We start from the raw sequence: 25,265 nt of genomic DNA on the forward strand, positions 1-25,265 counted from the left end.
TCAGGCCGGCTACCCGTCGTCGCCTTGGTAGGCCATTACCCCACCAACAAGCTGATAGGCCGCGGGTCCATCCCATACCGCCGGAACTTTCCACCCAGAATCATGCGATTCCAGGTCGTATCCGGTATTAGACCTCGTTTCCAAGGCTTATCCCAGAGTACAGGGCAGGTTACCCACGTGTTACTCACCCGTTCGCCGCTCGTGTACCCCGAAGGGCCTTACCGCTCGACTTGCATGTGTTAAGCACGCCGCCAGCGTTCGTCCTGAGCCAGGATCAAACTCTCCAATAAGGATTGTGTTTGATCGCTCCAGACGGAATATGTCTGGCAATCTGGTATTACTCTCAAAGGAACTACCTCGACGAGGAGGTAATTCATATATTACTGGCTGTGTTTCGGCACGCTGTTGAGTTCTCAAAGAACACGCGCTCACCGGTTCCAGTCTCCGTTTCCGGAGGCTTTCTCTCGGGGCTTGTGTTGAAAGCTTAGCTCGTTCGTTTTCGCTTTGTCAAATCGGCCGTTTCGGCTTCTTCGGTGCGGCGCAAACTCGCTTCGCATTCAGTTTTTTGCTTGGTTCAGAAGTTATCTGAGTGGCTTTCCCGGTGTCAAATCGGGGTCATTTTCAGATCCCGGACAGCACGTTAGGCCGCTTATTTACTTCTGGGGGTTTGACGCCGTGAGACTTTACCCGGCCCGATCTGCGGTGTCAACCGCTCGTTCCGGGGTCTCGCTTGCGACTTGGAGAAAGTTACTCACGGCGTGGATCAAAGTCAAATCGCCTGGTCAGCGGGCTGCTTGATCGGCACGGACGGCGTCGGAGCAGCCGGCTTGGCGCCGACCGGACGTGGACGGAGCCACAAGGTGATGGAACGAAGTCCCTCCATCGCCCGCACGATCTGGTCCGCCGGGGCGGGTTGCCGGGTCGCCACCGGGACCAGGTCGTAACCCCAGACGCCGAACTCCTTGAGCACCGTCACCGGATCGTCACCGAGATCCGCGGTCGCGGTCGCGGAGAACTCGAGGAACACGTGCGGCCTGTCGCGACGCAACAACCGGACGAGTCCCGCGAGAGCGCGATGCCCGCGTCCAGGCGTGTCGACCCGCACGACGGAAAGCTTCATGCCCTGCACAAGTGCGATGTCTTCGAGTGCCTTGTCCAAGCGCAGCGACTTCACCCGTGCGATGTCTTCGCCCGCGTCATCCGGCAACGGCGACACGGACACACCACCGGTCAACGTCGGTGAGGCCGCGAGCTCGCCCGCGCTCTCCCACGCAGCTCCCTCGACCACGGTCAGCCGAGAGGCAACAGCAGCAGGAAGGTTCGCCGAGACGTTGTGCCTCAAAAGCGCGGCCGCGGACGCGTCCGGTTCCACGGCGACGACGGCGCCCATCAGCCCGAGCCGCGACAACACGCGAATCGAGTGGTAGCCGACGTACGCGCCGACGTCGAGGAAGATCCCGTCCGGCTCCAGCACGGAGTCGAGCAGTTCGGCGAGGTCCGGCTCCCACACACCGTTGGACGACAACAGCGGGAGCATGAACGCGTCGTCGGAGGGCAGCCGCATCATGCCCGCGTCGCACAACACCAGCGACGACCGCACGGCAGGCGCGTCCCCGGAGGCCTCGTGCTGACGGACCACCACGCGCCGCAACGCGTCCGCGGTCTGTTGTGCCTGGTGAGCGGTGCGCAGTGCGGCGTCCAGCCGGGAGTCCCGCTCGCGGAACACCTCGACGACCTTGGACTCCAGCCCGTCGATGCGGTCCAGCGTCCGGTCCAGCGCCACGGTCAGCTTGTCGATCCGCTCGGCCAGCACCTCGTCCGACTTCGCGCGCTTGGCCGCCTCGGCGACGACCGCGTCCTCCAGGTCCCGCTGCCGGCGCCCCTGCCCGGCCATGTCCGCGCGCACGCGCACGACGCCGTCGTCGATGCCGACCAGCTGGTCACCGAAGTGCGCCTGCCGTTCGGCGACCTGCTCGACCTCGGCGCGCAGGAGCTCCAGCTCACCGGTGCCGACGCCCGCCCTCAGCGCGTCCTGCCGGTTGACCAGCTCGGACACCGTGCGCTCGACCCCGTCGATCAGGGTGTGCAGCACCTGGCGCATGTGGTTGTCGTAGTGGTCCAGCGCTCGCAGCACGACCTTGCGCAGCGCGGGTGCCATCGGCGTCCGGCTGGGACCGTCCACGGTCGGCTGCCGGAGTAACGCGTGCTTGGCCGACTGCAACGCGAGCATCGGGTCGACCTCGGCCTTGGGCTTCGGCCGACGCGCACGCCATCCGCGGTACGAGTGCTCGACGCGTTCGCGAAGAATCTCGGCAACGCGCGCAACGGAACGCACGGACAGCACGTGGTCCCGTGCGGCCGCACCCAGCGCAACGGCCGTGGGCAGGTCATCCGCCAACGAGCGCAACAACTTCGCGGCAGCCTGAACGTCCGGTTCGGCTCCCTGGTGACACGGCACGAGAACAGCCGTCTTGCCGAACAGCTCGGCAACGGCGCCGTGGCCGGACGCCACCACCGGCACACCACGCACGGCCAGTTCGGCCAGACGCAACGCGATCCGGTCGTCGGCCCCACCGCGGTGCAACGACACGACGGCGTCGGCGACCTCGGCCACGTCGAGGTCCTCGACCAACGAGATCCGCTGGTCAGAGGCGGTGGCGAGGCGCAACCGCTCGGCGGCCTCCGGGTGGTCGAACGCCCCCGACACGGCGATCCGCAGCTCGACGTCGGTGCGATCGGGGAACGCGGTCAAGAACGCCGACACGGCGCCCAGCACGTTGCCGGGCCGGTCGAGAGAGTGGTCCGCCATCGCGGCGAACACCACCACCTCACCGGCAGAGTGTTCACGAGCACCGACGTCGTGCACGGGCACAGGCACCACACGCACCACGGGCCCACCGACGCGTTCGGCAGCGGCACGCGACACGTCTGATGAAAGCCAAAGTTCGTTCACGCCCGTGCGGTCGTCCGCAGCCGTGGCGTCCAGTGCGACGTCCACGACGAACCGTCCAGAAGGCACGTCGTCAGAAGAAGATGCCCGCACCACGACGGGATAACCGGCTTCGGTCGACACGGGCAGTCCGGACGCGCGCGCGGCGGCGAGCATCAGATCGACCAACGGCCCGGACCCCACCACGGACACACCGAGCTGGTCGAGCAGCGCGGGCCCTTCCGAACGGGGCTGCGGCACGGCGGGTGCCGGCAGACGGCCGGACCCGACGCCCACGGTCGTGCACCACTCACGCCACGCGTCCGCGTCGGCTCCGTAAGGCGCGGGGAACTGCTTCTGCAACGCCGCGTCGGCACGCCACACGGCATCGGCCCACCGCGTGCCACCGGTCTCGGTCGGCTCGCACGCCCAGATGAGGAACCCGCCACCACCGTCCTCACCGAACGCCGGCGGCGGTGGCGCGGCGGAGGCGCGGTAGTCGGCGCGCAGCTCGGACGGGATCTGCGTCCCGTCGATCAACGCGTCGAACCGGTAGGGCACGGGCGCGACGGTCCAGCCGTGGCGCACCAGCTCAGCGCGATAGGACTGGCAGAGCTCGGCGACCTCGGGGTGCTCCGACAGCAGCACGCGCGGCCGTTCCGCGAAGTCGGCCGACAGCAGCCACGGCCGTTGCGGGTCGAACCCGCGGAAGTGCACGGTCAACAGGTCCTGGCCCACAACGGCCAACGCCCCGGACTCGGTGCGGTGCAACGGCCGGTCGGCGACGTTCCACACGGACAACCCGATCCGTGCGTCCCGCACGACGTGATGCGGCACGATCGCGGGCATGTCCAAAGAGGTCAGGTAGGGCTCGGCCCCCTTGCCCACCGCGATGAACCCGGGGTCGAACGCGCCGAGGTCGTGCAGGTCGGCGGGACCCGGCTGCAGGCCGTCGGACGCCAACGGCCGCAACGTGCGCGGCAGCAGCACGACCGGTGCGGTGCGCAACGCCTCCAGCACGAGCTTGGTCACCGACCCGAACACCTGCACCCACGGGTCCAGGTAGAGCACGGGCATGCCCTGCGACAGCAACGCCTCCAGCAGCCGCGGCATCATCGCGGCCTTCAGCCCGGAGGCGTCGAGGGACGTCGCCAGCACGTGCAGCTCGAGCTCGTCGACACCGATGTCGAGCGGTGTCATCAGCCCCGGTCCCGAGTGCTCCGGCTGCGCGTCGACGATCAGCGCGACGAACCGGCCCTCGGGGTGCTCCGCGAGGAACGAGCTGGACAGGACCTTGACCGCCGGGAGCTCCGCCGCCGTGGCGACGGTGCACGCGCAGATCGTCGGCTGGAACTCGGGAACGTCAGTCACGGAGAGCACGTAGCTGCCTCACAGCATGGGAAGAAGTGTGCGCAATTCGTACGGGGTGACGCTTCGACGGTACGCGTCCCACTCCGTCCTCTTGTTGCGCAGGAAGAAGTCGTAGACGTGCTCGCCGAGCGCCTCGGGGAGCAGCTCCGAGTTCTCCATCTCGGCGAGCGCCTCACCCAGGTTCTGCGGCAGGTTCGCGTACCCGGCCGCACGGCGTTCGCGGTCGGTCAGCGACCACACGTCGTCCTCGGCGGGCGGCGGCAGCTCGTAGCCCTTCTCAATGCCACGCAGGCCGGCGGCCAGGATCACCGAGTAGGCGAGGTATGGGTTGCACGCGGAGTCGAGCGAACGGACCTCGACGCGGCGGGACGACGACTTCCCCGGCGAGTACATGGGCACACGGACCAATGCCGAACGGTTCGCGTGACCCCAGCACACGGCCGTGGGCGCTTCACCGCCGACGATGAGCCGCTTGTACGAGTTGACCCACTGGTTCGTGACGCCGGAGATCTCGCGCGCGTGCTTGAGAATGCCCGCGACGAACTGCTTGCCGACGTCGGAGAGCTGGTACGGGTCCTCTTCGTCGTAGAAGGCGTTGCGGTCGCCCTCGAACAACGAGAAGTGCGTGTGCATGCCCGAACCGGGCTGGTCCGAGAACGGCTTGGGCATGAACGAGGCGCGCACGGCCTGCGTGATCGCGACCTCCTTCACCACGTAGCGGAACGTCATGACGTTGTCCGCCATGGTCAGCGCGTCGGCGTAGCGCAGGTCGATCTCCTGCTGGCCGGGCGCGCCCTCGTGGTGGCTGAACTCGACGGAGATGCCCATGGCCTCCAGCGCCTCGATGGCGTGGCGGCGGAAGTGCGTGGCCGTCTCGTGCGAGGTCTGGTCGAAGAACCCGCCGTTGTCCGCCGGCTCGGGCTCGCTGCCGTCGCCCGGCAGGCCCTTGAGCAGGAAGAACTCGATCTCGGGGTGGACGTAGCAGGTGAAGCCCGCCTCGCTCGCCTTCGAGAGCGTGCGGCGCAGCACGTGCCGCGGGTCGGCCCACGACGGGGAGCCGTCCGGCATGGTGATGTCGCAGAACATGCGCGCGGAGTAGTTCGTGCCCTCCGGCGTCTGCCACGGCAGCACCTGGAACGTGCCGGGGTCCGGCTTCGCGACCATGTCCGACTCGTAGACGCGGGCGAAGCCCTCGATCGCGGAGCCGTCGAACCCGATGCCCTCGCTGAAGGCGCCCTCGAGCTCGGCCGGTGCGACCGCCACGGACTTCAAGAAGCCCAGGACGTCCGTGAACCAGAGCCGGACGAACCGGATGTCGCGTTCCTCGAGCGTGCGGAGCACGAACTCCTGCTGGCGGTCCATAGAGCGCAGCTTAAGGGCAGTGGGGACTCTACGATCAACGCATGTCCGCCCGTTGGTTGTTGGTTTGCGCACTCGCCCTGCTCACGAGCTGCACGTCAGGTGGAGATCTCCCCGATGGTGCGACCTTGCTCTCCAAGTCGGCCGAGTCCATGAGTTCGGTGAAGAGCGTCCACTTCACGATCAAGGTCGACGGCGAGCTGCCGGACGTGCCGGTCAAGGAGGCGGACGGCGACCTCACGTCGGCCGGTGACTCCAAGGGCACCGCGAAGGTCACCTTCGGGGGCAGCCTGCTGTCCATCGAGTACGTGCTGACCGGCGGGAACCTGCACTTCAAGGGCCCGACGGGCGGCTTCACGAAGCTGCCGGCGGCGTTCGCAGGCCAGGTGTACGACCCGTCGGCGATCCTGAACCCCGAGAAGGGCGTCGCGAAGGTCCTCAGCAGCGCGAAGGACGCCAAGACCAAGTCGTCCGGTGACGTGTCGGTGGTCGAGGCGACGGTGCCGAAGGACGTGGCGGCCGGGCTGGTGCCGGGCATCTCCGCGGACGTGAAGTCGACGTTCTCGATCGACAAGGACAACAAGCTCAAGAGCGCGTTGTTCGAGCTCCCCGGTGGTCAGAAGGTCGACATCGGCCTCACCGACTTCGACAAGCCCGTCACGGTGACGGCGCCCGCGTAGATGAGACGAGTCGCTCTGGCCGCGTCCGGCGCGGCTGTGCTGTTGGGGGCCCTCGACGCGTACGTCGTCGTCGGGGTCCTCACGGACATGGTGCGTGACCTGGGCATCGCGGTGAACGAGCTGGAGCAGGCGACGCCGATCGTCACCGGCTACCTGCTCGGGTACGTCGCGGGCATGCCGTTGCTCGGTCAGCTGTCGGACCGGCTGGGGCGGCGGTTCGTGCTCCAGATCTCGTTGCTCGGGTTTCTCGTGGGCTCGGTCATCACGGCGTTGGCCGCTGACGTGCCGTTGCTCGTTCTCGGGCGTGTGGTGCAGGGCCTCGCCGGTGGCGCGCTGCTGCCCGTGACGATGGCGCTGGTCGCCGACCTGTGGGAGGAGCACCGGCGGTCGTCGGCTCTCGGCACGGTCGGCGCTGCTCAGGAGCTCGGGTCGGTGCTCGGCACGCTCTACGGCATCGGGGTCGCGTCGCTGTTCAACGCGATGCCGTTGTTCGAGGGCTGGGAGCCGCAGAGCTGGCGGTGGATCTTCTGGATCAACATCCCGTTGGCGGTCATCGCGATGGTGATCGTGCAACGGACCGTGCCGAACACACGGCGCGAGGTGCGCATCGACGTCGTCGGCGGGGTGCTGCTGGCCGCGGCGTTGTCGTTGCTGGTGGTGGCGCTCTACAACCCGACGCCCGCCGAGTCCGTGCTGCCGTCGTGGGGCTGGCCGACGTTGGTGGCGGCTTTCGTCGTGCTGGGTGCCTTCTTCTTGTGGGAACGCCGTGCGTCCGTGCGTCTCATCGATCCCGACGGCGTGCAATGGCGGCCGTTCTGGGCGGTGCTCGGGGTGTCGCTGGCGGCCGGCGCGGCGTTGATGGTGACGCTGGTCGACGTGGAGTTGTTCGCGCAGACCGTGCTGCGGCGCGATTCGGCCTCGTCGGCGACGCTGCTGACGCGGTTCCTGATCGCGTTGCCGGTCGGCGCGGTGCTCGGCGGGGTCCTGGCCTCGCGGATCGGCGACCGCTGGGTGTCGTTCGGCGGGCTCGCGATGGCGTCCGTGTCGTACGTGTTCATCGCGCAGTGGCCCGCCGACGTCAGCGGGCTCGTTCTCACGCGTGACCTGGCCATCGCCGGCTTCGGGCTGGGCCTGGTCATCGCGCCGTTGAGTGGTGCTGTGCTGCGTGTCGTCCCGTCAGTGCGTCACGGCGTGGCGTCGGCGTTCGTCGTCGTCGCGCGCATGACGGGCATGCTCGTCGGTGTGGCGGCGTTGTCCGCGTGGGGACTGCACCGCTTCCGCGAGCTCACGGCAGACCTGAACACACCGCTGCCGTTCGGCGTGGAGAAGGCCGAGTTCGAACGGCAGATGGCCGAGTACCAGCGCGGGCTCACCGACGCGTTGCTCACCGAGTACCACGAGATCTTCCTGATCACGGCGGTGATCTGCGCGGTCGGAGCGCTGGGCTCGATCTTCCTGCCGGGGCGTTCTCAGCAGACGGCGTCCGTTTCCGGCAGCCTCAGGTCCGCCAAGTAGTTCGTGCCCACGGTGTCCACGCAGTTGATGCCCGCGAGGAACGCCGTGTGCTGGTTCCCGTTGTACGTCAGCAAACGCGCGCCCAACGCCTTGGAGAGGTCCACGCCGGACTGGTAGGGCGTCGCCGGGTCGCCGGTCGTCGAGACGACCAGCACCTGGGGCAGGCCCTGCACGCTCGGCGGGTGCGGTTCGGACGTGTGCGGGGCGGGCCAGAACGCGCACGGGCCGAGAGCCGTCTCGTCGGTGGGGATCGTGTCGTTCCCGAGGAGTTCCAACAGCCTCCGACGGTTGGACTCCAGGGTGGCGCGGTCCTTGATCGGCGGTTCGTCCACGCACCGGATGGCCACGAACGCGTCCTGGATGCGGCTGTAGCTGCCGTCCTGGGCGCGGCCGAGGTACTGGTCGGCGAGCTGGAGCAACGTGGTGCCCTTGTTCTGCTTCAGCTCCTGCAGACCCTTGAGCGCCGTCTCCCACAACCGGTCCGTGTACATCGCCTGGATGATGGCGGTGTTCGCGTCCGAGTGGGACAGCCTGCGGTCGCCGACCTGCATCGGGGTCTTCTTGAGCGGCTCGATCAGCTGGCGGAACTTGGACTCCGCCGTGCTCGTGTCCCTCCCGATGGGACAGTCGCGCTGGGCGCACCAGCCCGCGAAGCGCTGGAACGAGTCCTCGAAGCCCTGCGCCTGACGGGCGGACGCGGCCACCTTGTCTGCGTTGACCTCCACCGCGCCGTCGAGCACCATCGCGCGCACGTTGCGGGGGAACATCTCGGCGTACAACGTGCCGATGCGCGTGCCGTAGGAGTAGCCGAGGTAGCTCAGCTTCTTCTCCCCCAGCGCGGCGCGCAGCACGTCGACGTCCCGCACGACGTCGCGCGTGCCGACGTTGCGCAGCAGGTCGATGCCGCTGCGTTCGGCGCACCGGTCGACGAAGAACTTGTTCTCCTGCTCGGTCTGGTTCGCGCTCTCGCCCTTGGGCCGCAGCCGTTGCGCGTCGCGTTCGGCGTCGGTCAGGCACTGGACGCGGGGCTGGCTCGCCCCCACGCCGCGCGGGTCGAAGCCCACGACGTCGAACCGCTTGCCGACGGGGTTGTTCGGCTGCATGTTCGCGACGTGCGACATGCCGGAACCGCCGGGTCCCCCGGGGTTCAGCACGAGAGAACCGACGCGCCGGTCCTTCTCGGTGGCGGGACGGCGCAGCAGCCCGACCGTGATCGTGCCCGCGTCCGGCTTCTCGTAGTCGAGCGGGACCTGCAACCGCGAGCATTGGATGCCCTCGCGCTCGTACAGGCCCTTGCTCTTCGCATCGGTCGCGTAGGGCTGGCACGCACCCCAGGACAACGTCTGCGCGTAGAAGCGTTCGATGCCCTTGCGGCCGGCGACGGCGTTGCCGTCGATGCGCGCGAAGGACGTGGACGTGGTGAGCACGATGATCAAGGCGAACAACGCCGCGGTGACTCGGGATCGCCTCTTCGTCATTAGGCGCACCGGGTTCCGTCAGCGGGCAACGTCTGGTCGATCAGGTACTTCACGCCCGCGGAGTCCACGCAGCGGTCGCCCTGCAGGAAGACCGTGTGCTGCACGCCCTCGAACGTGAGCAGCCGCGAGTTGAGCGATTTGGCCAGGTTCACGCCGGCCTCGTAAGGGGTGGCCGGGTCGCCCGTGGTGGAGATGACGAGCAGCGGCGGGATGCCGTCGGCCTTGGGCGGGCCGGTGCGCGCGGTCACGGGGGCGGGCCAGAACGCGCACGAGTCGAGTGCGGCGCCGGGCGGGTTGCCGTCGTCGAGGAACGGCGCCGCCTCCTTGTACTTCTTCTGCGTCTCCAGCAGCGCGTTCTTGTCCGTCAGCCGTTGGTCGTCAACGCAGTGCACGGCGTTGAACGCGTCGGTGATGGTCGAGTACTGGCCCTGGTCGTCGCGATCGAAGTACGCGTCGGCGAGGCGCAGCAGGGTCGTGCCCTTGCCGTTCTTCAGCTCGATCAGGCCGCTGAGCAGGATCGGCCAGAGCTGCTCGGAGTACATCGCCTGGATCGCCGCGGTGATGGCGTCGTTGTAGGACAGCTTGCGGTCACCGACGTCGACGGGCTTCTGGATCAGCGGCGTCGTGAGCTGCCGGAAGCTCGCGTTCGCGTCGCCTCCCAGCGGGCAGTCCTTCTTCTCACGGCACCACTTCACGAACTCGTCGAAGGCCTTCTGGAAGCCTGCGGCCTGGGCGACCAGCGACGCGAGCTGGTCCTGGGTCGGGTCCACGGCTCCGTCGAGGATGAGCGCGCGCACGTTCTGGGGGAAGGTCTCGGCGTATTCGGTTCCTATGCGGGTGCCGTACGAGTACCCGACGTAGCTCAGCTTCGCGTCGCCGAGAGCAGAGCGGAGGACATCCATGTCCTTAACTACGTCCCGCGTGCCCAAGTTGGCGAGCATTGATGCCCCGAATTTTGTCCCGGCGGCACACTTCTCGGCATATGCCTTGTTCTCTTGCTCCGTTTGGGCGATTCCGGCCGGACTCGTGTCCGTGTCGAGGTCCAAACGCTCCGCGTCGCGCTCCGGTCCGGTGAGGCACTGGACCGCCGGCTCGCTCGCGCCGATGCCCCTCGGGTCGAACCCGATGAGATCGAACTTGGCCGCGAGCTCGGTCTTGCGGTACTCGGTGATCATGCCCGCGGCCGACGCCATGCCGGACGCGCCGGGCCCGCCGGGGTTGGTGAGCAGCGAGCCGATCTTCTGCCCGGTGGCCTTGTACCGGAGCACGCCGATCGTGATCGTGTCGCCGGTCGGCTTGGTGTAGTCGAGGGGAACCCTCAGGCGTGTGCACTCGACGTCACGCTTGCTGCCGTACGCGTCCCTGCTGGAGCCGGTTGTGGCATAAGGAGCGCAGTTCTCCCAGCCCAGCTTCTGGCCGTAGAACTCCTCCAAACCGGCCGGCACCGTGCCCGCCGGACCGGACTTCTCGAAGCTCACGCCGGGCTTGGACGTCCCTTCGATGATCGTCGTGCAGGACGCGAGCAGCGGAATGACGAGCAACACGCTCAAGAGACGGACCACAGCCCGATGGTATGGGAGATGATGAGGGCATGCCGCAGCTTCGGATCGCGCTCGCCCAGGTCAACGCCACTGTCGGCGATCTTTCGGGCAACGCTTCGCTGGTCGTGGACTGGACGCGCAAGGCCCGTGAAGGCGGCGCGCACCTCGTCGTGTTCCCCGAGATGGTGCTGACCGGCTACCCGGTCGAGGACCTCGCGATCCGCACGTCGTTCGCCCGCGCGTCGGCCGAGAAGCTCGAGGAACTCGCGCGGACGCTGGACGACGCGGGCCTGGGTTCCGTGGCGGCGGTCGTCGGCTACCTCGAACACGACTCGGTGGGCCCGCGCAACGCCGCCGCCGTGCTGCACGGCGGCCGTGTCGTCGCGCGCCAGTGCAAGCACCACCTGCCGAACTACGGCGTGTTCGACGAACGGCGTTACTTCAAGCCCGGCTCGTCCCTCGACGTCGTGCGCGTCAACGGCGTCGAGGTCGGCATGGTGATCTGCGAGGACCTGTGGCAGGACGGCGGCCCGATCACCGCGCTGGGTGACGCGGGCGTCGACATCGTGGTCTCGCCGAACGCCTCCCCGTACGAGCGCAACAAGGACGACCTGCGCCTGCCGCTGGTGGCCCGCCGCGCCGCCGAGGCCCACGCGCCCCTCGCCTACTGCAACCTGGTCGGCGGCCAGGACGAGCTCGTCTTCGACGGCGACTCGCTGGTCGTCTCGGCGCAGGGCGGCCTGATCGGCCGCGCGCCCCAGTTCGTCGAGCACCTGATGTTCGCCGACTTCGACGTCCCCGGCGACCGCGACTACGAGCAGGGCCAGATCGGCGACTTCTACGTGCGCCGCGTGTTCCTGTCCGATGCAGCTGCTGCTTACGAGCCGTTGCCCGCGCCGCGCGTCTTCGAACCGCTGTCCGACGAGGCAGAGGTGTGGCACGCGCTCGTGACGGGCCTGCGCGACTACGTGCACAAGAACGGCTTCCGCTCCGTGGTGCTCGGTCTGTCCGGTGGCATCGACTCGGCCGTGGTCGCCTCTCTGGCCGTGGACGCACTCGGCGCCGACGCGGTCTACGGCGTCTCGATGCCGTCCTCCTACTCCTCCGAGCACTCCCGTTCGGATGCCTCCGACATGGCCGACCGCACCGGCCTGCACTTCACCACCGAGCCGATCGGCGAGATGGTCTCCGTCTACGTCTCGCAGCTGAAGCTGTCCGGGTTGGCCGAGGAGAACATCCAGGCCCGGTGCCGCGGCATGCTGCTGATGGCGTTGTCCAACCAGGACGGCCACTTGGTTCTGGCGACCGGCAACAAGTCCGAGCTCGCGGTCGGCTACTCGACGATCTACGGCGACGCGGTGGGCGGCTACGCGCCGATCAAGGACGTGCTGAAGACGCTGGTCTGGGACCTCGCCCGGTGGCGCAACGCCGAGGCCGAGAAGCGCGGCGAGACCCCGCCGATCCCGGAGAACTCGATCGTCAAGCCGCCGTCGGCCGAGCTGCGGCCCGGTCAGGTCGACACGGACTCCCTGCCGGACTACGAGGTGCTCGACGCGTTGCTGGACGACTACGTCCACGACGACAAGGGGTACGACGCGTTGCTGGAGGCCGGGCACGCGCCGGAGCTGGTGGACCGGGTGCTGCGGATGGTCGACAAGGCCGAGTACAAGCGGCGGCAGTACCCGCCGGGCACGAAGATCTCGAACAAGGCCTTCGGACGGGACCGGCGGCTGCCGATCACGAACGGGTGGCGCGAGGGCTGACAGTCCGGGCGGATCTCAGCGGCGCACCCAACCGCAGTCGTCAATGCAGCCCGACCACATGAGTAGAGCCTGCTCCACCGCGCGGTCATGCAGACCCCGGATACGTTTCTCCCCATGAAACGGATCTGGGCGGCACTCGTCTACCTCGCGACGGGGCTGCTGACGGCCATCGCGTCGTGGCTCGCCATCGGGGTGCTGCTGCTGTCCGTCGTCGTCCTGCCGTTGCTGCCCATCACCGCGCCGTACATCCGTCGTATCGTGGACTTCGACCGCCAACGGCTCGCGAAGTTCGCCGGCGTAGGGGTCCAGTCGCCGCCCCCGCTAGACGGGCCGTGGCTGCACCGCGCCCAAGGCGTGCTCGCCGATCCGCACAGCAGGCGGGACGGGGTCTGGCTGATCACGCACGCACTGGTCGGGACGTTGCTGGGCTCGATCGCGATCGGGGTGCCGGGGGCACTCGTGCAGCAGCCGTTCGTGTTGCTGTTCTGGTGGACCGTCCCCGGTGGGTTCGAGAACTCGTTCGGCATCTTCGTCGACTCGTGGCCGATGGCGTTGTTGAGCTTGCCGATCATGATCGTGCTGGCGCTGATCACCCTGCGGCTGCCGCGGCTGGCGGCGTGGGACGCGCGGATGGCGGCGAAGATGTTGGCTCCGCCGAAGGCTTCGCTGGAGAAGCGGCTGGCTGAGGTTGTGGCTACTAGGGCTGCGGCGTTGCAGGCGCACGGGGCCGAGTTGCGGCGCATCGAGCGGAACCTGCACGACGGGACGCAGAACAAGCTGGTCGGAGTGGTCATGATGCTCGGGATCGCGGAGCGGACGCTCAAGCAGAACCCGGACAACGCGGCGCAAGCACTCCTCCGCGCTCAGGACGCGGCCGGCGACGCCCTCGAAGAACTCAGGAACGTCGTGCGCAGCATCCATCCGCCCGTGCTGGATGATCTGGGGCTGGACGGGGCGATCGAGGCGTTGGCCGCGCGGTGTCCGGTGCCGTGCGTGTTGACGGCCGAGCAGCTCGGGCGGTTGCCGGCGGCGGTGGAGGCCGCGGCGTACTTCGCGGTGGCGGAGGCGTTGACGAACGTGGCCAAGCACAGTGGCGCGCAGCGGGCGTGGGTCAGCCTCAGCATCATCGGGGAGCGGCTCACCGTCATCGTTCACGACGACGGCAAGGGTGGCGCGGACGAGAAGCGGGGGACGGGGTTGGACGGGATTCGGGGCAGGGTGGCGGCGTTGGACGGCAGTGCCGAGTTGAGCAGTCCCGAGGGTGGGCCCACGGTGCTGACCGTGCAGCTGCCGGCGGGGAGGTGACGTCGTGCGGATCGTGATCGCTGAAGACGACGCGCTGCTCCGTGAGGGGCTGACGTTGTTGTTGCGCAACGAAGGTCTGGACGTCGTGGCGGCCACCGACAACCCGGACGACCTGCTGAAGGCCGTGGCCGAGCACGAGCCGGACATCGCCGTGGTCGACGTGCGGATGCCGCCGACGTTCACGGACGAAGGTCTGAAAGCTGCCGTGGAGGCGCGGCGACGGCACCCGAAGCTGGCCGTGCTGGTGCTGTCCGCGTGGGTCGAGCAGAGCTACGCGCACGAGCTGCTGGCCGGCACCAGCGGTGGTGTCGGGTATCTGCTCAAGGAACGGGTCGGCAAGGTCGCGGACTTCCTCGACTCGCTGCACCGCGTCGCCAACGGGGGCACGGCGCTCGACCCCGAGGTCGTGTCGCAACTCCTGGTGCGGCGCAGGGCCGATGACGCGCTGAGTGTGTTGTCTCCGCGCGAACGGGAGGTGCTCGGGCTGATGGCGCAGGGGCTGTCGAACGCCGCCATCGGCGAGAAGCTCGTCCTCAGCGCGGGAGCCGTGCACAAGCACATCGGCAACGTGTTCCTGAAGCTCGGCCTCAACTCCGAGGACGGCTCAGGCGACCGGCGCGTCCAAGCCGTCCTCGCCTACCTGGATCACTGAGCCCGCATCACTGGGGCCTCACGAACGGGAAGAGCACGGTCTGCCGGATCGACGTGCCGGTCAGCATCATCAGCAGGCGGTCGACGCCCAGGCCGAGCCCGCCCGTCGGAGGCATGCCGTGCTCCAGGGCGCGCAGGAAGTCCTCGTCGAGCTCCATCGCCTCGACGTCGCCGGACGCGGCCTTCAGCGACTGCGCCTCCAGCCGCCGGCGCTGCTCCAGCGGGTCGGTCAGCTCCGAGTAGGCCGTGCCGATCTCCGCGCCGAACGCCACCAGGTCCCAGCGTTCGGCGAGCCGCGGGTCGACGCGGTGCTGACGGGTCAGCGGGGACACCGACGTCGGGAAGTCGGTGTAGAACGTCGGCCCGACGGTGGAGGCCTCGACGAACGAGTCGTAGGCCTCCTGCACGAGCTGGCCGTGGTCCCAGTCCTCGTTGATCTCGACGCCCCGAGCGCTGAGCAACGAACGCAGCTCGGAGACCGAGGTCGAGGGCGTGACGGGCACGCCCAACGCGTCGGAAACCGCCGTGTAGACCGGAATCACCGGCCACTCCCCCGAGATGTCGTAGGCACCCTCGGGCCGCATCGCCACCTCGGTCCCGAACGCCGCGCGCGCCGCGTGCTGGATCAGCGTGCGCACCAGGTCCAGCATGACCCGGTAGTCCGCGTAGGACTGGTAGGCCTCCAGCATCGTGAACTCGGGGTTGTGCGTGGCGTCCGCGCCCTCGTTGCGGAAGTTGCGGTTCAGCTCGAACACCCGGTCCACGCCCGCTACGCACAGCCGTTTCAGGTACAGCTCCGGCGCGATCCGCAGGTACATGCGCATGTCGTAGGCGTTGATGTGGGTGACGAACGGCCGTGCGTTCGCGCCACCGTGCACGGCTTGAAGCATCGGCGTCTCGACTTCGAGGTACTCCTGCGCGTGCAGGAACTCGCGCACGCTGCGGATGACGTCGCTGCGCAGTTTCAGCAGGTGCGCGGAGTCGGCGTTCACCACCAGGTCGAGGTAGCGCTGCCGGACGCGGGCCTCCGGGTCCGTGAAGCCCTTCCGCTTGTCCGGCAACGGATGCAGGCACTTCGCGGTCATCGACCACGACTCCACCCGCACCGAGATCTCGCCGTGGTCGGACTTGATCACCTGACCGGTCACGCCGACGTGGTCGCCCAGGTCGACGTCCGACTTCCACGACGCCAGCGCGTCACCCAGCGAGTCGACGGACAGCATCAGCTGGATCTCACCGCTGAAGTCCCGCAGCCGCGCGAAGCAGAGCCTGCCCATCTCCCGCAACGCCACCACGCGCCCGGTGACCGAGACCTGCTCGCCGAACCGTTCACGGGCTCCCGCGAGAAGGTCTGAGCGGGCGAAGCCCACCGGGTAAGGGTCAACGCCCTGAGCAACGAGCCGTTCGACCTTCGCGATCCGCACGCGGACCTGCTCCGGCCGGCGCACCGCCTTCGGTTCGACGCGGATGTCGTCGATCTCCGCCACGCGCGCCGCGAACTCGTCGCTGACGTCGGTCTTCTGCAACGCCCGCTTGCGCAACGACCGCAGCGACGGCACGAACCCCTCGGCCACGCCCGCCGCGATGCTGACGCGGGGCAACGACCGGGAACGTTGGTAACAGAGGAAACGCGGCTCCCACTCCGGCAGGTACTTGGCGTTCGACCGGTACAGCGACTCCAGCTGGAAGAACCGCGACGCCAGCGACAACACCCGGCGCCACGCCCGCAGCACCGGCCCGGCGCCGATCTTCTCGCCCTCTTCGAACACCGCGCGGAACATCGCGAAGTTCAACGAGATCCGTTGCACGCCAAGGTGTCCGGCGGCCGCGGCGAGCTGGGCGACCATGTACTCGTTGAGGCCGTTCTCCGCCGCACGGTCGCGACGCATCAGGTCCAGCGACACCCCACGACGACCCCACGGCACGAACGACAGCAGTCCGCGCAACGCACCTGACGCGTCGTAGGCCTCGACCATCACGCATCGGCCGTCGCTCGGATCCCCCAGGCGTCCCAGCGCCATCGAGAACCCGCGCTCGGTCTCCGCCCCGCGCCAGGCCTCGGCCAGGTCCAGGATGGACGCCATCTCGTCCGGCGCGATCTCGCTGTGGCGACGGACCCGCGTGGTGTACCCGGCGCGTTCGACGCGCGACACCGCCTGCCGCAGCCCCTTGCGCTCCGGACCCGCCAGCACGAACCGGCGGACGTCGAGGATCGCCTCGTCACCGATCTCCAACGCCTTCAGCCCGGCGTCGGAGTAGGCCTGCGCGCCGCGTTCGGACGCGCCCAGGACCCCAGGCATCCACCCGTAGGTGCGGGCCTCGGCGAGCCACGCCCGCACGGCCTCCGGCCAGTGCTCCTCGTCGCCGATCGGGTCTGCGGAGGCGAGCGTGACGCCACCGATCACCCGGTACGTCAGCGCGGCCCGGCCGGACGCCGCGAACACCACGCTCTTGTCGCGCCGGGTCGCGAAGTAGCCGAGCGAGTCGGGCTCGCCGTCGGCCGCGAGCAGGCGCCGGACGTCGAGCTCCTGGTCGCCGGAGATCATGCTCTGGCTGCGGACCCCGCGGAAGAACAGGTACATCGCCCTGACCGCGACCAGCGCGCCGAGCAGGCCCAGCACGACGCTCAGCCACTGCGGGCCCTCGGGGATGTCCAGCCGTCCCAGCCGGACGACCTCACCCGTGGCCTGGTTCGCGGCCCACGCGAGCTTGTCGGTCTGCGCGACCAGCTTGCCGGGGAAGACCTCGGTGAGGCCCCAGCCGAGCAGGACCAGCGCGATCATGCCCAGCACGAACGACGCAAGCGCTTGCCGCCACGCGCCGCGGGCCAGCCGGGCGGGGAACGCCTCGCGGACCACGAACAACAGCGTGACGAGCACCAGCGAGGTCGCGACGCCGATGCCGAGGAACACCCAGTGCGGCTTCTCGCCCTCGTCCAGGATTTCTTCAGGTGCCAGGGCCAAGATGACCATGATGAAGCCGACCAGCAGCAGGCCCATGACCTGGAACAGCAGCAGCGTCCACAGCGCTGCTCGCTTGTGCCTGCGCAGGGCGGCGCCGAGCACGAAGAACACCATGGCGATGAACAGGTTGCCGTCGATCGGCAGGCCGAAGAAGTACCCGATGCCGTCCGCGACGTCGGTGAACCAGCTGTCCTCCGGCAGGATCACTCTGAGCAGCGACAACACCCCGGCCAGCTGCACGATCGTCGCTATCGCGCCCGCGGTCTTCCACTTCCAAGCCGGTGCCACTTCAACTCCCGAGGTCTGCCGATGACCGCCATGATTCCGTCTTCTGCCGGGCGGGTGCATGTCGCGACCTCCGGGCGTGTCGACGGGCCGGTCGTGGTGCTCAGCTCAGGCCTGGGCGGGGCGTGGTTCGACTGGGACCGGACGGTGCGCCTGCTCGCGCCACACGCTCGGGTGATCGTGTTCGACCGGCCCGGCCTCGGCCTGAGCGGTCCGGCGCGGCGCGGGCCGTCGCTGGCCCGCGAGGTGGCGGTCCTCGACGCGGTGCTGCGCGGAGTGCCGCGGGCGATCCTGGTCGGCCACTCGATGGCGTCCATGCACGTCGAGGCCTACGCCCGGCTGCGGCCGCACCGCGTCGACGGGGTGGTCCTGCTCGACCCGGACGCCGAGACGCCGGGCGCGGGAGCCCCGTTCGACGTGTCGGCGGTCGTCGCGCAGGGCGTGCGGGCCCTCGGCAGCCGGTGGCTCGGCGCGCGGATCACCCAGCGGTACGGGCACTGGTTCCGCAACTGGCTGACGGCGGCGTCGACGCTCGGCATGACCGACCCCGCCCCCTCTGACCTGGTCGAACTCGTCTACCGGCGGCCCGGTGTGGGGCGGGCGGCGCTGTGGGAGCTCGCGTCGTACCCCGGCCAGGTGGCGACGCTCGAACGGTTGCGTGCGCGACGACCGTTGCCCCGTGTGCCGTGGCTGGTGCTCACGGCCGGACGGAAGGTGTGGCCGGAGCACCGGTCGTTGGCGGGCCTCGTGCCGTGGGGACGCAACGTGCCCGTGCCCGGCAGCCGTCACATGATCCAGATGGACCGGCCGGACGCCGTGGTGATGGCGGTCCGGGAGGTGCTGCGGGGGCTGCCCGAGGCGTGAGGCCGCGTTCGGGATCGGTGCAGTCGACCCCGGTCCGGTGATTCGCGCCGCCGGCCGTGTGACGGTAGCCGCATCCGTGTTCCGTTTCTCGCCAACGGTGCCACTCTGGTGTTCGGCAACCGTGCACCAAGCGCCCGGGGACCCACGGACGTGGGCCTCGAGGAAAGGAACGGTCGACGATGACCAATGCCGAAGTTTCCGCGCCCTACGGCTCCGGAGCGGGCCAGAAGCCCCCGGCCAAGAGGGTCCGCGTGCACCACCTCCGGGAGATGAAGGAACGCGGCGAGGCGTGGCCCATGCTCACCTCGTACGACACCTTCACCGCCTCGATCTTCGACGAGGCCGGCATCCCCGTCCTGCTGGTCGGCGACTCCGCCTCGAACACCGTCTACGGCCACGACTCCTCGCTGCCCGTCACGGTCGACGAGCTCGTACCGCTCGTGCGCGCCGTGACGCGTTCGGTCAAGCGCTCTCTCGTGGTCGCTGACCTGCCGTTCGGCTCCTACCAGGTGTCGGTCGAGCAGGCCGTGGCGACGGCGGTCCGGTTCATGAAGGAAGGCCAGGCGCACGCGGTCAAGCTGGAGGGTGGCGCCTACTTCGCGCCGCACATCCGCGCGATCACCGCCGCCGGCATCCCGGTCATGGCGCACATCGGCTTCACCCCGCAGTCCGAGCACCAGCTCGGCGGGTACCGCGTGCAGGGCCGGCACGACAACCACGACGTCGTGGTGCAGGACGCCATCGCCGTGCAGGAGGCGGGCGCGTTCGCGGTCGTGCTGGAGATGGTGACCGCCGAGGTCGCGAAGCAGATCACGCACGACCTCGTCATCCCGACCGTGGGCATCGGCGCCGGTCCGGACACCGACGCCCAGGTGCTGGTGTGGCAGGACATGATGGGCCTGAACCGCGGCAAGGCGCCCCGGTTCGTGAAGCGCTACGCGGACATCGGCAACGTCATGCTGGGCGCGGCCGCCGAGTTCGCCAACGAGGTGCGCGGGCACCAGTTCCCCGGGCCCGAGCACACCTTCCACTGAGTTCTGGGTTTCAGCGGGTCCAGACCTCCGGGTCTGGACCCGCCGGCACGATTCCGGTCGGGTTGATGTTGTGGTGCGTCACGTAGTAGTGGCGCTTGATGTGGTCCCAGTTCACCGTGTCGCCGAAGCTCGCGTAGAGGCGTTTCGCGTACTGCCAGAGGTTCGGCATCTCGGTGAGCTTGTTCCGGTTGCACTTGAAGTGGCCGTGGTAGACCGCGTCGAACCTGACCAGCGTGGTCCAGAGCCTGATGTCGGCCTCGGTGAGCTGGTCGTTCACCAGGTGGGTGCGGGTGGCCAGGTGGGCCTCGATGCGGTCGAGTTCTCGGAAGAGGTTCGTGTACGCCTCTTCGTAGGCCTCTTGTGAGGTGGCGAAACCCGCCTTGTAGACGCCGTTGTTGACGTTGTGGAAGATCGGCTCGATCCAGGCGTCGATCTCGTCGCGCAGGTGTTCCGGGTAGAGGGTGCTCTCCGGGCGCCACTTCAGGCTGAAGTCCAGGGTGAGCTGCGGGTAGTCGTTGGAGACGACCTGTTTTGTCGTCGTGTCGATCAGCGCCGGGACGGTGACGCGGCCCTCGTAGCCCGGGTCGGCGTTGTCGTAGGCCTGTTTGAGGTAGTCGATGTGCAGGACCGGGTCGGTTTCTTCGAACCGCCAGCCCTTCTCGTCGCGGATCGGGTCGACGACGGCGAGCGAGATGTCGTCTTCGAGGTTCAGGAGCTTGCGGACGATGACCGCGCGGTGCGCCCACGGGCAGGCGAGGCTGACGACCAGCCGGTAGCGGCCCGGTTCCGGCTCCGGGCGGGCGGTGAAGCGGTTGGGCTGCCTGACGAACGCCCCCGTGGTGGAGGTCTCCTTCGAGAACTGCGCCATGTGGTCGACCATAGGCCCATGTACCCGGAGATCGAGCCTCACGCGTCAGGCCACCTGGACACCGGCGACGGCAACCTCGTGTACTGGGAGGAGTGCGGCAACCCGTCCGGCAAGCCCGTGGTCTTCCTGCACGGCGGGCCCGGTGGTGGCTGTTCGCCGTCCCACCGGCGGCTGTTCGACCCGGCCGCCTACCGGATCGTCCTGTTCGACCAGCGCGGGTGCGGGCGGTCGTTGCCGCACGCGTCCGCGTCCGGCGACCTGTCGTTGAACACGACCTGGCACCTGGTGTCCGACATGGAGCTGCTGCGGGAGTCGCTGGGGATCGAGCGGTGGCAGGTGTTCGGCGGTTCGTGGGGGTCCACCCTGGCGCTGGCCTACGCCGAGACGCATCCGGCGCGGGTGTCGGAGCTGGTGCTGCGCGGGATCTTCACGCTGCGGTCGTCCGAAGTGGACTGGTACTACCGCGGCGGGGCGGCTCAGCTCTTCCCCGATCTGTGGGAGAAGTTCACGGCTCCGCTGGTGGGGCTGTCCGGGGACCCCGTCTCGTTGTACGCGGAGTTGCTCGCGGATCCGGACCCCGCGGTGCACGGGCCCGCGGCGGTGGCCTGGAGCACCTGGGAAGGGGCGACGGTGACGTTGCTGCCCCGGCCTTCGCTCGTGGCGGAGTTCGCTGAGCCTTCGTACGCGTTGGCGTTCGCGCGGATCGAGAACCACTACTTCGTCAACGGCGGGTGGTTGGAGGAAGGGCAGTTGATCCGGGATGCCGGGCGGTTGAAGGACATTCCCGGGGTGATCGTGCAGGGGCGGTACGACATGGCCACGCCTGTCGTGTCCGCGTGGGACCTGCACAAGGCGTGGCCGGAGTCGTCGCTGGTGCTGGTGCCGGATGCCGGGCACGCCTACGACGAGCCCGGCATCCTGGCCGCCTTGCTGGAAGCGACGGATCGGTTCCGGGACTAGCGCAGGCCGTTCCACTTGGCGGTGGCGGTCGTGCACGTCGCGACCGTCACCTGGGCGGTGAGGCACTTGTTGGTGCCGACGTTGCGGAACTGGAACGACGTGCCGGAGGCGATGCGGCGCCAGCGCTGGTTCCCGCTGCTCGTGCAGGCCTGGCCCGTGACGTCGCCGGCGGCGGTGGCGCCGAGACACTTGTCGGTGGCGATGTTGTGCGGCCAGTCGACGCCACCGCTGATCGGGACGATCCAGCGCTGGTCGTTCGCGATCTCGTTGCACGGCCTGAGGACCACGTCGCTGCCGGTGTCGGCGAGGCACCGGGTGGTGCCCGCCAGCTGGTAGACGACGATCGGCTCGGCCGAGGCCGGGACGGCGGTGAGGGTGACGGTGGCGGCGGCTGTCGCGATGATCGCGGCTAGTTTCCCCATGGGGCCGAATCCTGGCAGCGGTCCCGTTCTCGCGAATCCCCCTGGGGTTGTCAACCCTGGCCGTAGTCCAACGCCTTCGCGAGGCTAGCTTTTGCGGCTACGAGCGAAGGCCCGTACCAGGTGAGGTGCCGGCCGTTGACGAGGACGTACGGGAGGCCGGGGAAGCTCTCCGGGCCGTCCTCGTGCGTGAAGACGTACGGCTCGTCGGGGAGGATCACCAGGTCCGGCCGTTTGTCGTTGAGTTGTTCGAGGGTCGGGCGCGGGTAGCGCTCCTCGTGCGTGGCGTAGACGTTCTCGATGCCCAGTCTGCGCAGGACGTCGGTGGCGAACGTGTCCCTGCCGACCACGACCCACGGCCTGCGCCAGACCGGGATCAGGGCGGTCAGCTTCGCCGGTTTCGTGTCCTGCCAGAGGGATTCGGCCTCGGTGAGCCATGCTGGGGTGACGTCCCAGGCGAGTTGGAAGAGTCTGCGCAACGACTCCAGGGCCATCGGAACCGTTTTCGGCGCCTCGGTCACCCAGACGTTGATCCCGTTGGCGCGCAGGCGTTCCACGTCCTCCTGGCGGTTCTCCTCGGAGTTGGCGATGACCAGGTCCGGGTTGAGGTTCAGGACCTTGTCGACGTCCGGGTACTTCGAGCCACCGATTCGTTCTGCTTCGAGATCCGGTGGGTGGGTGCAGTAGTCCGTGGCGCCGATGAGGGCTGTGGGGACGGTGTGCGCGACGGCCTCGGTGATCGAGGGCACCAGACTTACCACTCGTTGTGGCTGGTCCAGCGGGACCGGCTCACCGAGGTCGTCGGCGGGGAGCATCAGACTCCCGTGATCTTCAGGCCGGCGTGGGTCTTGTACCGGCGGTTGACAGCGATCAGGTTGGCGGTGAAGGCCTCGACCTGGTGGGCGTTGCGCAGGCGGCCGCCGTAGACGCCGCGGAAGCCCGGCACCAGCTCGGCCAGCTCGCGGACGGTGTCGGTGGCCTCGCGGTCGTCGCCGAGGACCAGGACGTCCATGTCCACTTCGGACACCGTCAGGTCGGCGAGCAGGACCGCGGAGACGTGGTGGAACGCGGCCGTGACCTTGGACTCCGGCAGGAGGAGCTCGGCCTGCTGCGCGGCGCTGCCCTCGGTGACGGGAAGGGCGAACGGGCCCTGCTTGTCGAAGCCGAGCGGGTTCACGCAGTCGATGACGATCTTGCCGGCCAGCTGGTCGCGCAGGCTTGTCAGGAGGTCGCCGTGGCCGTCCCAGGGGACCGCGATCAGGACGATGTCGGAGTCCGCGGCGCAGTCGGAGTTGTCGGCGCCCCGGACGTCGCCGCCGGCGGTGTCGACGATCTCCTTGGCGGCCAGTTCGGCTCGGTCGGCGCTGCGGGAGCCGATGATCACCTTGAGGCCCGCCTTGGCCCAGCGGATGGCCAGGCCCTTGCCCTGGGCACCGGTGCCGCCCAGGACACCGACGGTGAGGTCCTTGATGTCAGTCACCCCTGCATCTTCACACGGGCTGCGGTTCTGGTGCGGGTCGGCTTGCGTTGGGGGCGTCACGTTCCGGCGTTGGGGTCGGGTCGCCTTGCGTTGGTGGTTGCGTTGGGCGCAAAGACAACCGCGGACGAGCGTGGTCCATGCATCGCCGCTTCGCGACGATAGAGATCGGGGCTTGACTTCGGGGCCCTTGCGAGGCGCTCATCGGCCGGAAAAGGCCGGGCTGAAAAGCGCCCGGCCGAGCTCGAGAAGCTAGCACCTCGCACCCAAAGTCAAGCCCCGATCTCTTCGCGTGCGTGGCTGGGTTTGTGCAGGCACGTCACCACACCGCTGTTCCGATGTGCGGCGCTCGTACGGGCTCGCCTTCGGCTTCGCGGTGTTGTGGGGCTCGCCTTCGGCTTCGCGTGGTCAGGCCTTCTCGAAGCGGACCTTGCGGGTTGCCGGGTCTGCCTCCGCCAGGCGGACGGTGATTCGTTCGCCTTCTGGGATGTGCTTGCCCGTGCACTTGGCCAGCACTGGTGGTTCGGTCACGTAGATGTCGGCCTCGTTGTCGCCCGCGCGGAGGACTGCCGCCTCGAACTGCTGGCCGATCTTGTCCGCCAGCACCCACGCCTCGACCTGGTCGGTCGCCGCGCGGTCCACCTTGGAGGCCAGGGAGTCCGAGGAGCCCATCAGGGACGGGAGTTCTGGGAGGGCCTCGGCCAGCCAGGGTGGGAGGGGGTCGCCTGCGGACACCGCCAGGCAGACTTCGGTGGCGAAGCGGTCCACCAGGCGGCGGAGTGGGGCCGTCACGTGGGTGTAGGGGGCCGCTACGCCTGCGTGGGTGGTTAGGTCCGGGACCTCGCCGTTGAAGGACGAGTAGCCCGCGCCTCGCAGGAGGCGGGTGGCGTCGGTGAAGAGCGCCAGGGCTTCCGGGGTGGTGGGGTCCAGGTCTGCCAGGAAGGCTCCTGGGGACTTGTCGGACGGCCACGGGACCTTGAGGGCCGCGGCTGACTTGCGGAGGGCCTTCACCGCGTCCGGGGCCGGGTCCGGGAGGGTGCGGAGGATGCCCGTCTTGGCCTTGAGCATCAGGTCTGCCGCGGCCATGCCGGTCATCAGGGAGATCTCGGCGTTCCAGGCGTCCACGTCGGCTCGGGGGCGGGCCACCAGTTTCCAGCCTGAGCCGTTGTGCTCGATCTCCTGTTCTGGGAGTTGGAGTTCGATGGCGCCTCGGGTGCGGGCGTAGGCGCGGCGCAGTGGGCCGAAGGTGGCCAGGGCCTCGATCGAGGGGTGCGGGGTGCCGTTGTCGAAGGTGGCCTGCACGGAGGCGTAGTCGAACTGGGCCGTGGAGCGGACGAGGGCTCGGCGGACGGTCACCTTCACGGGAATGGCGTCCGGGCCGCAGTCGAAGGTCCAGAGGACGGCCGGGCGGGTCACGCCGGGGAGCAGGGAGGCCGCGCCTTCGGAGAGGACGGTCGGGTGCAGCGGGACGTTGCCGTCCGGGAGGTAGGTGGTCTGGCCCCGGCGACGCACTTCGAGGTCCAGAGGACCGCCCGGGGTGACGAAGAGGCCCAGGTCGGCGATGGCGTAGTGGACCGTGAAGCCGTCGGCGGTGCGGGTCAGGTGGAGGGCCTGGTCCAGGTCCTTGGCGCCCGGTGGGTCGATCGTCACCAGCGGGATGGAGGTCAGGTCCTCGCGGTCTCCCGGGGTTCGGGAGACCGCCGCCTCTGCTTCGGCCAGGACGTCCGCCGGGAAGGCGGACGGCAGGCCGAACTCGGTGCGCAGGTTGTCGAAGGACAGGTCGGCACGGCCCGTGCGGATCAC

At 68.8% G+C, this 25,265-nt stretch carries 18 protein-coding genes and 1 rRNA gene; 8 read left to right on the plus strand and 11 right to left on the minus strand.

What is annotated here, in order from left to right; all coding sequences use genetic code 11:
* The 3 genes from ACFWNN_RS13200 to glnA form a co-directional block, all read right to left on the minus strand.
* Window positions 1-290, minus strand: a 16S ribosomal RNA gene (locus ACFWNN_RS13200); the annotation flags it as partial.
* A 479-nt stretch (window positions 291-769) separates the two neighbouring features.
* Complete coding sequence (locus ACFWNN_RS13205; protein WP_382440133.1) at window positions 770-4,300, minus strand: FkbM family methyltransferase; 3,531 nt, start codon at window positions 4,298-4,300, stop codon at window positions 770-772.
* An 18-nt stretch (window positions 4,301-4,318) separates the two neighbouring features.
* The gene (glnA, locus tag ACFWNN_RS13210) at window positions 4,319-5,662 is read right to left on the minus strand and encodes a type I glutamate--ammonia ligase (protein WP_382440134.1); all 1,344 of its coding nucleotides are present in this window, start codon (window positions 5,660-5,662) and stop codon (window positions 4,319-4,321) included.
* A 125-nt stretch (window positions 5,663-5,787) separates the two neighbouring features.
* Between glnA and ACFWNN_RS13215 the strand changes: the two genes are divergently transcribed.
* Both ACFWNN_RS13215 and ACFWNN_RS13220 read left to right on the plus strand, forming a co-directional pair.
* On the plus strand, window positions 5,788-6,339 hold the full coding sequence (locus ACFWNN_RS13215; protein WP_382440135.1) for an LppX_LprAFG lipoprotein: 552 nt from the start codon (window positions 5,788-5,790) through the stop codon (window positions 6,337-6,339).
* Entirely contained in the window at window positions 6,340-7,854 is a 1,515-nt protein-coding gene (locus ACFWNN_RS13220; protein WP_382440136.1) for an MFS transporter, read from the plus strand.
* Here the strand turns inward: ACFWNN_RS13220 and ACFWNN_RS13225 are convergent.
* Both ACFWNN_RS13225 and ACFWNN_RS13230 read right to left on the minus strand, forming a co-directional pair.
* A complete protein-coding gene (locus ACFWNN_RS13225; protein WP_382440137.1) occupies window positions 7,809-9,332 on the minus strand; it encodes an alpha/beta hydrolase in 1,524 nt (507 codons plus the stop codon). The two genes, ACFWNN_RS13220 and ACFWNN_RS13225, sit on opposite strands and share 46 nt — an antisense overlap.
* A complete protein-coding gene (locus ACFWNN_RS13230) occupies window positions 9,332-10,894 on the minus strand; it encodes an alpha/beta hydrolase (protein ID WP_382440138.1) in 1,563 nt (520 codons plus the stop codon). The genes ACFWNN_RS13225 and ACFWNN_RS13230 overlap by 1 nt, the downstream gene beginning before the upstream one ends.
* 29 nt (window positions 10,895-10,923) lie before the next feature.
* On the opposite strand from ACFWNN_RS13230, the gene ACFWNN_RS13235 reads away from it, so the two are divergent.
* From ACFWNN_RS13235 to ACFWNN_RS13245, 3 genes are all read left to right on the plus strand, one after another.
* A complete protein-coding gene (locus ACFWNN_RS13235; RefSeq protein WP_382440139.1) occupies window positions 10,924-12,636 on the plus strand; it encodes an NAD+ synthase in 1,713 nt (570 codons plus the stop codon).
* A gap of 114 nt (window positions 12,637-12,750) precedes the next feature.
* Window positions 12,751-13,941 carry a sensor histidine kinase gene (locus ACFWNN_RS13240; protein ID WP_382440140.1) on the plus strand — a complete coding sequence of 397 codons (1,191 nt, stop codon included), beginning with the start codon at window positions 12,751-12,753 and terminating at the stop codon, window positions 13,939-13,941.
* Window positions 13,942-13,945: 4 nt separating this feature from the next.
* Window positions 13,946-14,593 carry a response regulator gene (locus ACFWNN_RS13245; protein WP_382440141.1) on the plus strand — a complete coding sequence of 216 codons (648 nt, stop codon included), beginning with the start codon at window positions 13,946-13,948 and terminating at the stop codon, window positions 14,591-14,593.
* A 7-nt stretch (window positions 14,594-14,600) separates the two neighbouring features.
* Here the strand turns inward: ACFWNN_RS13245 and lysX are convergent, their stop codons facing one another.
* Entirely contained in the window at window positions 14,601-17,903 is a 3,303-nt protein-coding gene (gene lysX, locus ACFWNN_RS13250; RefSeq protein ID WP_382440142.1) for a bifunctional lysylphosphatidylglycerol synthetase/lysine--tRNA ligase LysX, read from the minus strand.
* On the opposite strand from lysX, the gene ACFWNN_RS13255 reads away from it, so the two are divergent.
* Complete coding sequence (locus ACFWNN_RS13255) at window positions 17,865-18,704, plus strand: alpha/beta hydrolase (RefSeq protein WP_382440143.1); 840 nt, start codon at window positions 17,865-17,867, stop codon at window positions 18,702-18,704. The genes lysX and ACFWNN_RS13255 overlap by 39 nt on opposite strands.
* 179 nt (window positions 18,705-18,883) lie before the next feature.
* Window positions 18,884-19,738, plus strand: coding sequence for a 3-methyl-2-oxobutanoate hydroxymethyltransferase (panB, locus tag ACFWNN_RS13260; protein WP_382440144.1), 855 nt, complete (start codon window positions 18,884-18,886; stop codon window positions 19,736-19,738).
* Between the two features lie 10 nt (window positions 19,739-19,748).
* Here panB and ACFWNN_RS13265 read toward each other — a convergent pair whose 3' ends face one another.
* Complete coding sequence (locus tag ACFWNN_RS13265; RefSeq protein ID WP_382440145.1) at window positions 19,749-20,606, minus strand: glutathione S-transferase family protein; 858 nt, start codon at window positions 20,604-20,606, stop codon at window positions 19,749-19,751.
* An 18-nt stretch (window positions 20,607-20,624) separates the two neighbouring features.
* Here ACFWNN_RS13265 and pip point away from each other — a divergent pair, with 18 nt between their 5' ends.
* Entirely contained in the window at window positions 20,625-21,566 is a 942-nt protein-coding gene (gene pip, locus ACFWNN_RS13270) for a prolyl aminopeptidase (protein WP_382440146.1), read from the plus strand.
* Here pip and ACFWNN_RS13275 read toward each other — a convergent pair.
* From ACFWNN_RS13275 to ACFWNN_RS13290, 4 genes are all read right to left on the minus strand, one after another.
* Entirely contained in the window at window positions 21,563-21,988 is a 426-nt protein-coding gene (locus tag ACFWNN_RS13275; protein ID WP_382440147.1) for a ricin-type beta-trefoil lectin domain protein, read from the minus strand. The two genes, pip and ACFWNN_RS13275, sit on opposite strands and share 4 nt — an antisense overlap.
* Window positions 21,989-22,038: 50 nt before the next feature.
* Window positions 22,039-22,800 (minus strand): helical backbone metal receptor, encoded by a 762-nt coding sequence (locus tag ACFWNN_RS13280; RefSeq protein WP_382440148.1) that lies wholly within the window; start codon window positions 22,798-22,800, stop codon window positions 22,039-22,041.
* Window positions 22,800-23,465, minus strand: coding sequence for an NADPH-dependent F420 reductase (gene npdG / locus ACFWNN_RS13285; protein WP_382440149.1), 666 nt, complete (start codon window positions 23,463-23,465; stop codon window positions 22,800-22,802). The genes ACFWNN_RS13280 and npdG overlap by 1 nt, the downstream gene beginning before the upstream one ends.
* A gap of 405 nt (window positions 23,466-23,870) precedes the next feature.
* On the minus strand, window positions 23,871-25,265 hold the full coding sequence (locus tag ACFWNN_RS13290) for an RNB domain-containing ribonuclease (RefSeq protein WP_382440397.1): 1,395 nt from the start codon (window positions 25,263-25,265) through the stop codon (window positions 23,871-23,873).

This window comes from Lentzea sp. NPDC058450, from assembly GCF_042721395.1.
Lineage (GTDB): Bacteria > Actinomycetota > Actinomycetes > Mycobacteriales > Pseudonocardiaceae > Lentzea.

Coding starts and splice junctions, on each gene's coding strand:
- ACFWNN_RS13240 (WP_382440140.1), top strand. CDS start 12,751: ATGAAACGGATCTGGGCGGCACTCGTCTACCTCGCGACGGGGCTGCTG.
- ACFWNN_RS13220 (WP_382440136.1), top strand. CDS start 6,340: ATGAGACGAGTCGCTCTGGCCGCGTCCGGCGCGGCTGTGCTGTTGGGG.
- pip (WP_382440146.1), top strand. CDS start 20,625: ATGTACCCGGAGATCGAGCCTCACGCGTCAGGCCACCTGGACACCGGC.
- ACFWNN_RS13255 (WP_382440143.1), top strand. CDS start 17,865: ATGACCGCCATGATTCCGTCTTCTGCCGGGCGGGTGCATGTCGCGACC.
- ACFWNN_RS13225 (WP_382440137.1), bottom strand. CDS start 9,332: ATGACGAAGAGGCGATCCCGAGTCACCGCGGCGTTGTTCGCCTTGATC.
- panB (WP_382440144.1), top strand. CDS start 18,884: ATGACCAATGCCGAAGTTTCCGCGCCCTACGGCTCCGGAGCGGGCCAG.
- ACFWNN_RS13275 (WP_382440147.1), bottom strand. CDS start 21,988: ATGGGGAAACTAGCCGCGATCATCGCGACAGCCGCCGCCACCGTCACC.
- ACFWNN_RS13235 (WP_382440139.1), top strand. CDS start 10,924: ATGCCGCAGCTTCGGATCGCGCTCGCCCAGGTCAACGCCACTGTCGGC.
- glnA (WP_382440134.1), bottom strand. CDS start 5,662: ATGGACCGCCAGCAGGAGTTCGTGCTCCGCACGCTCGAGGAACGCGAC.
- ACFWNN_RS13265 (WP_382440145.1), bottom strand. CDS start 20,606: ATGGCGCAGTTCTCGAAGGAGACCTCCACCACGGGGGCGTTCGTCAGG.
- lysX (WP_382440142.1), bottom strand. CDS start 17,903: ATGCACCCGCCCGGCAGAAGACGGAATCATGGCGGTCATCGGCAGACC.
- ACFWNN_RS13280 (WP_382440148.1), bottom strand. CDS start 22,800: ATGCTCCCCGCCGACGACCTCGGTGAGCCGGTCCCGCTGGACCAGCCA.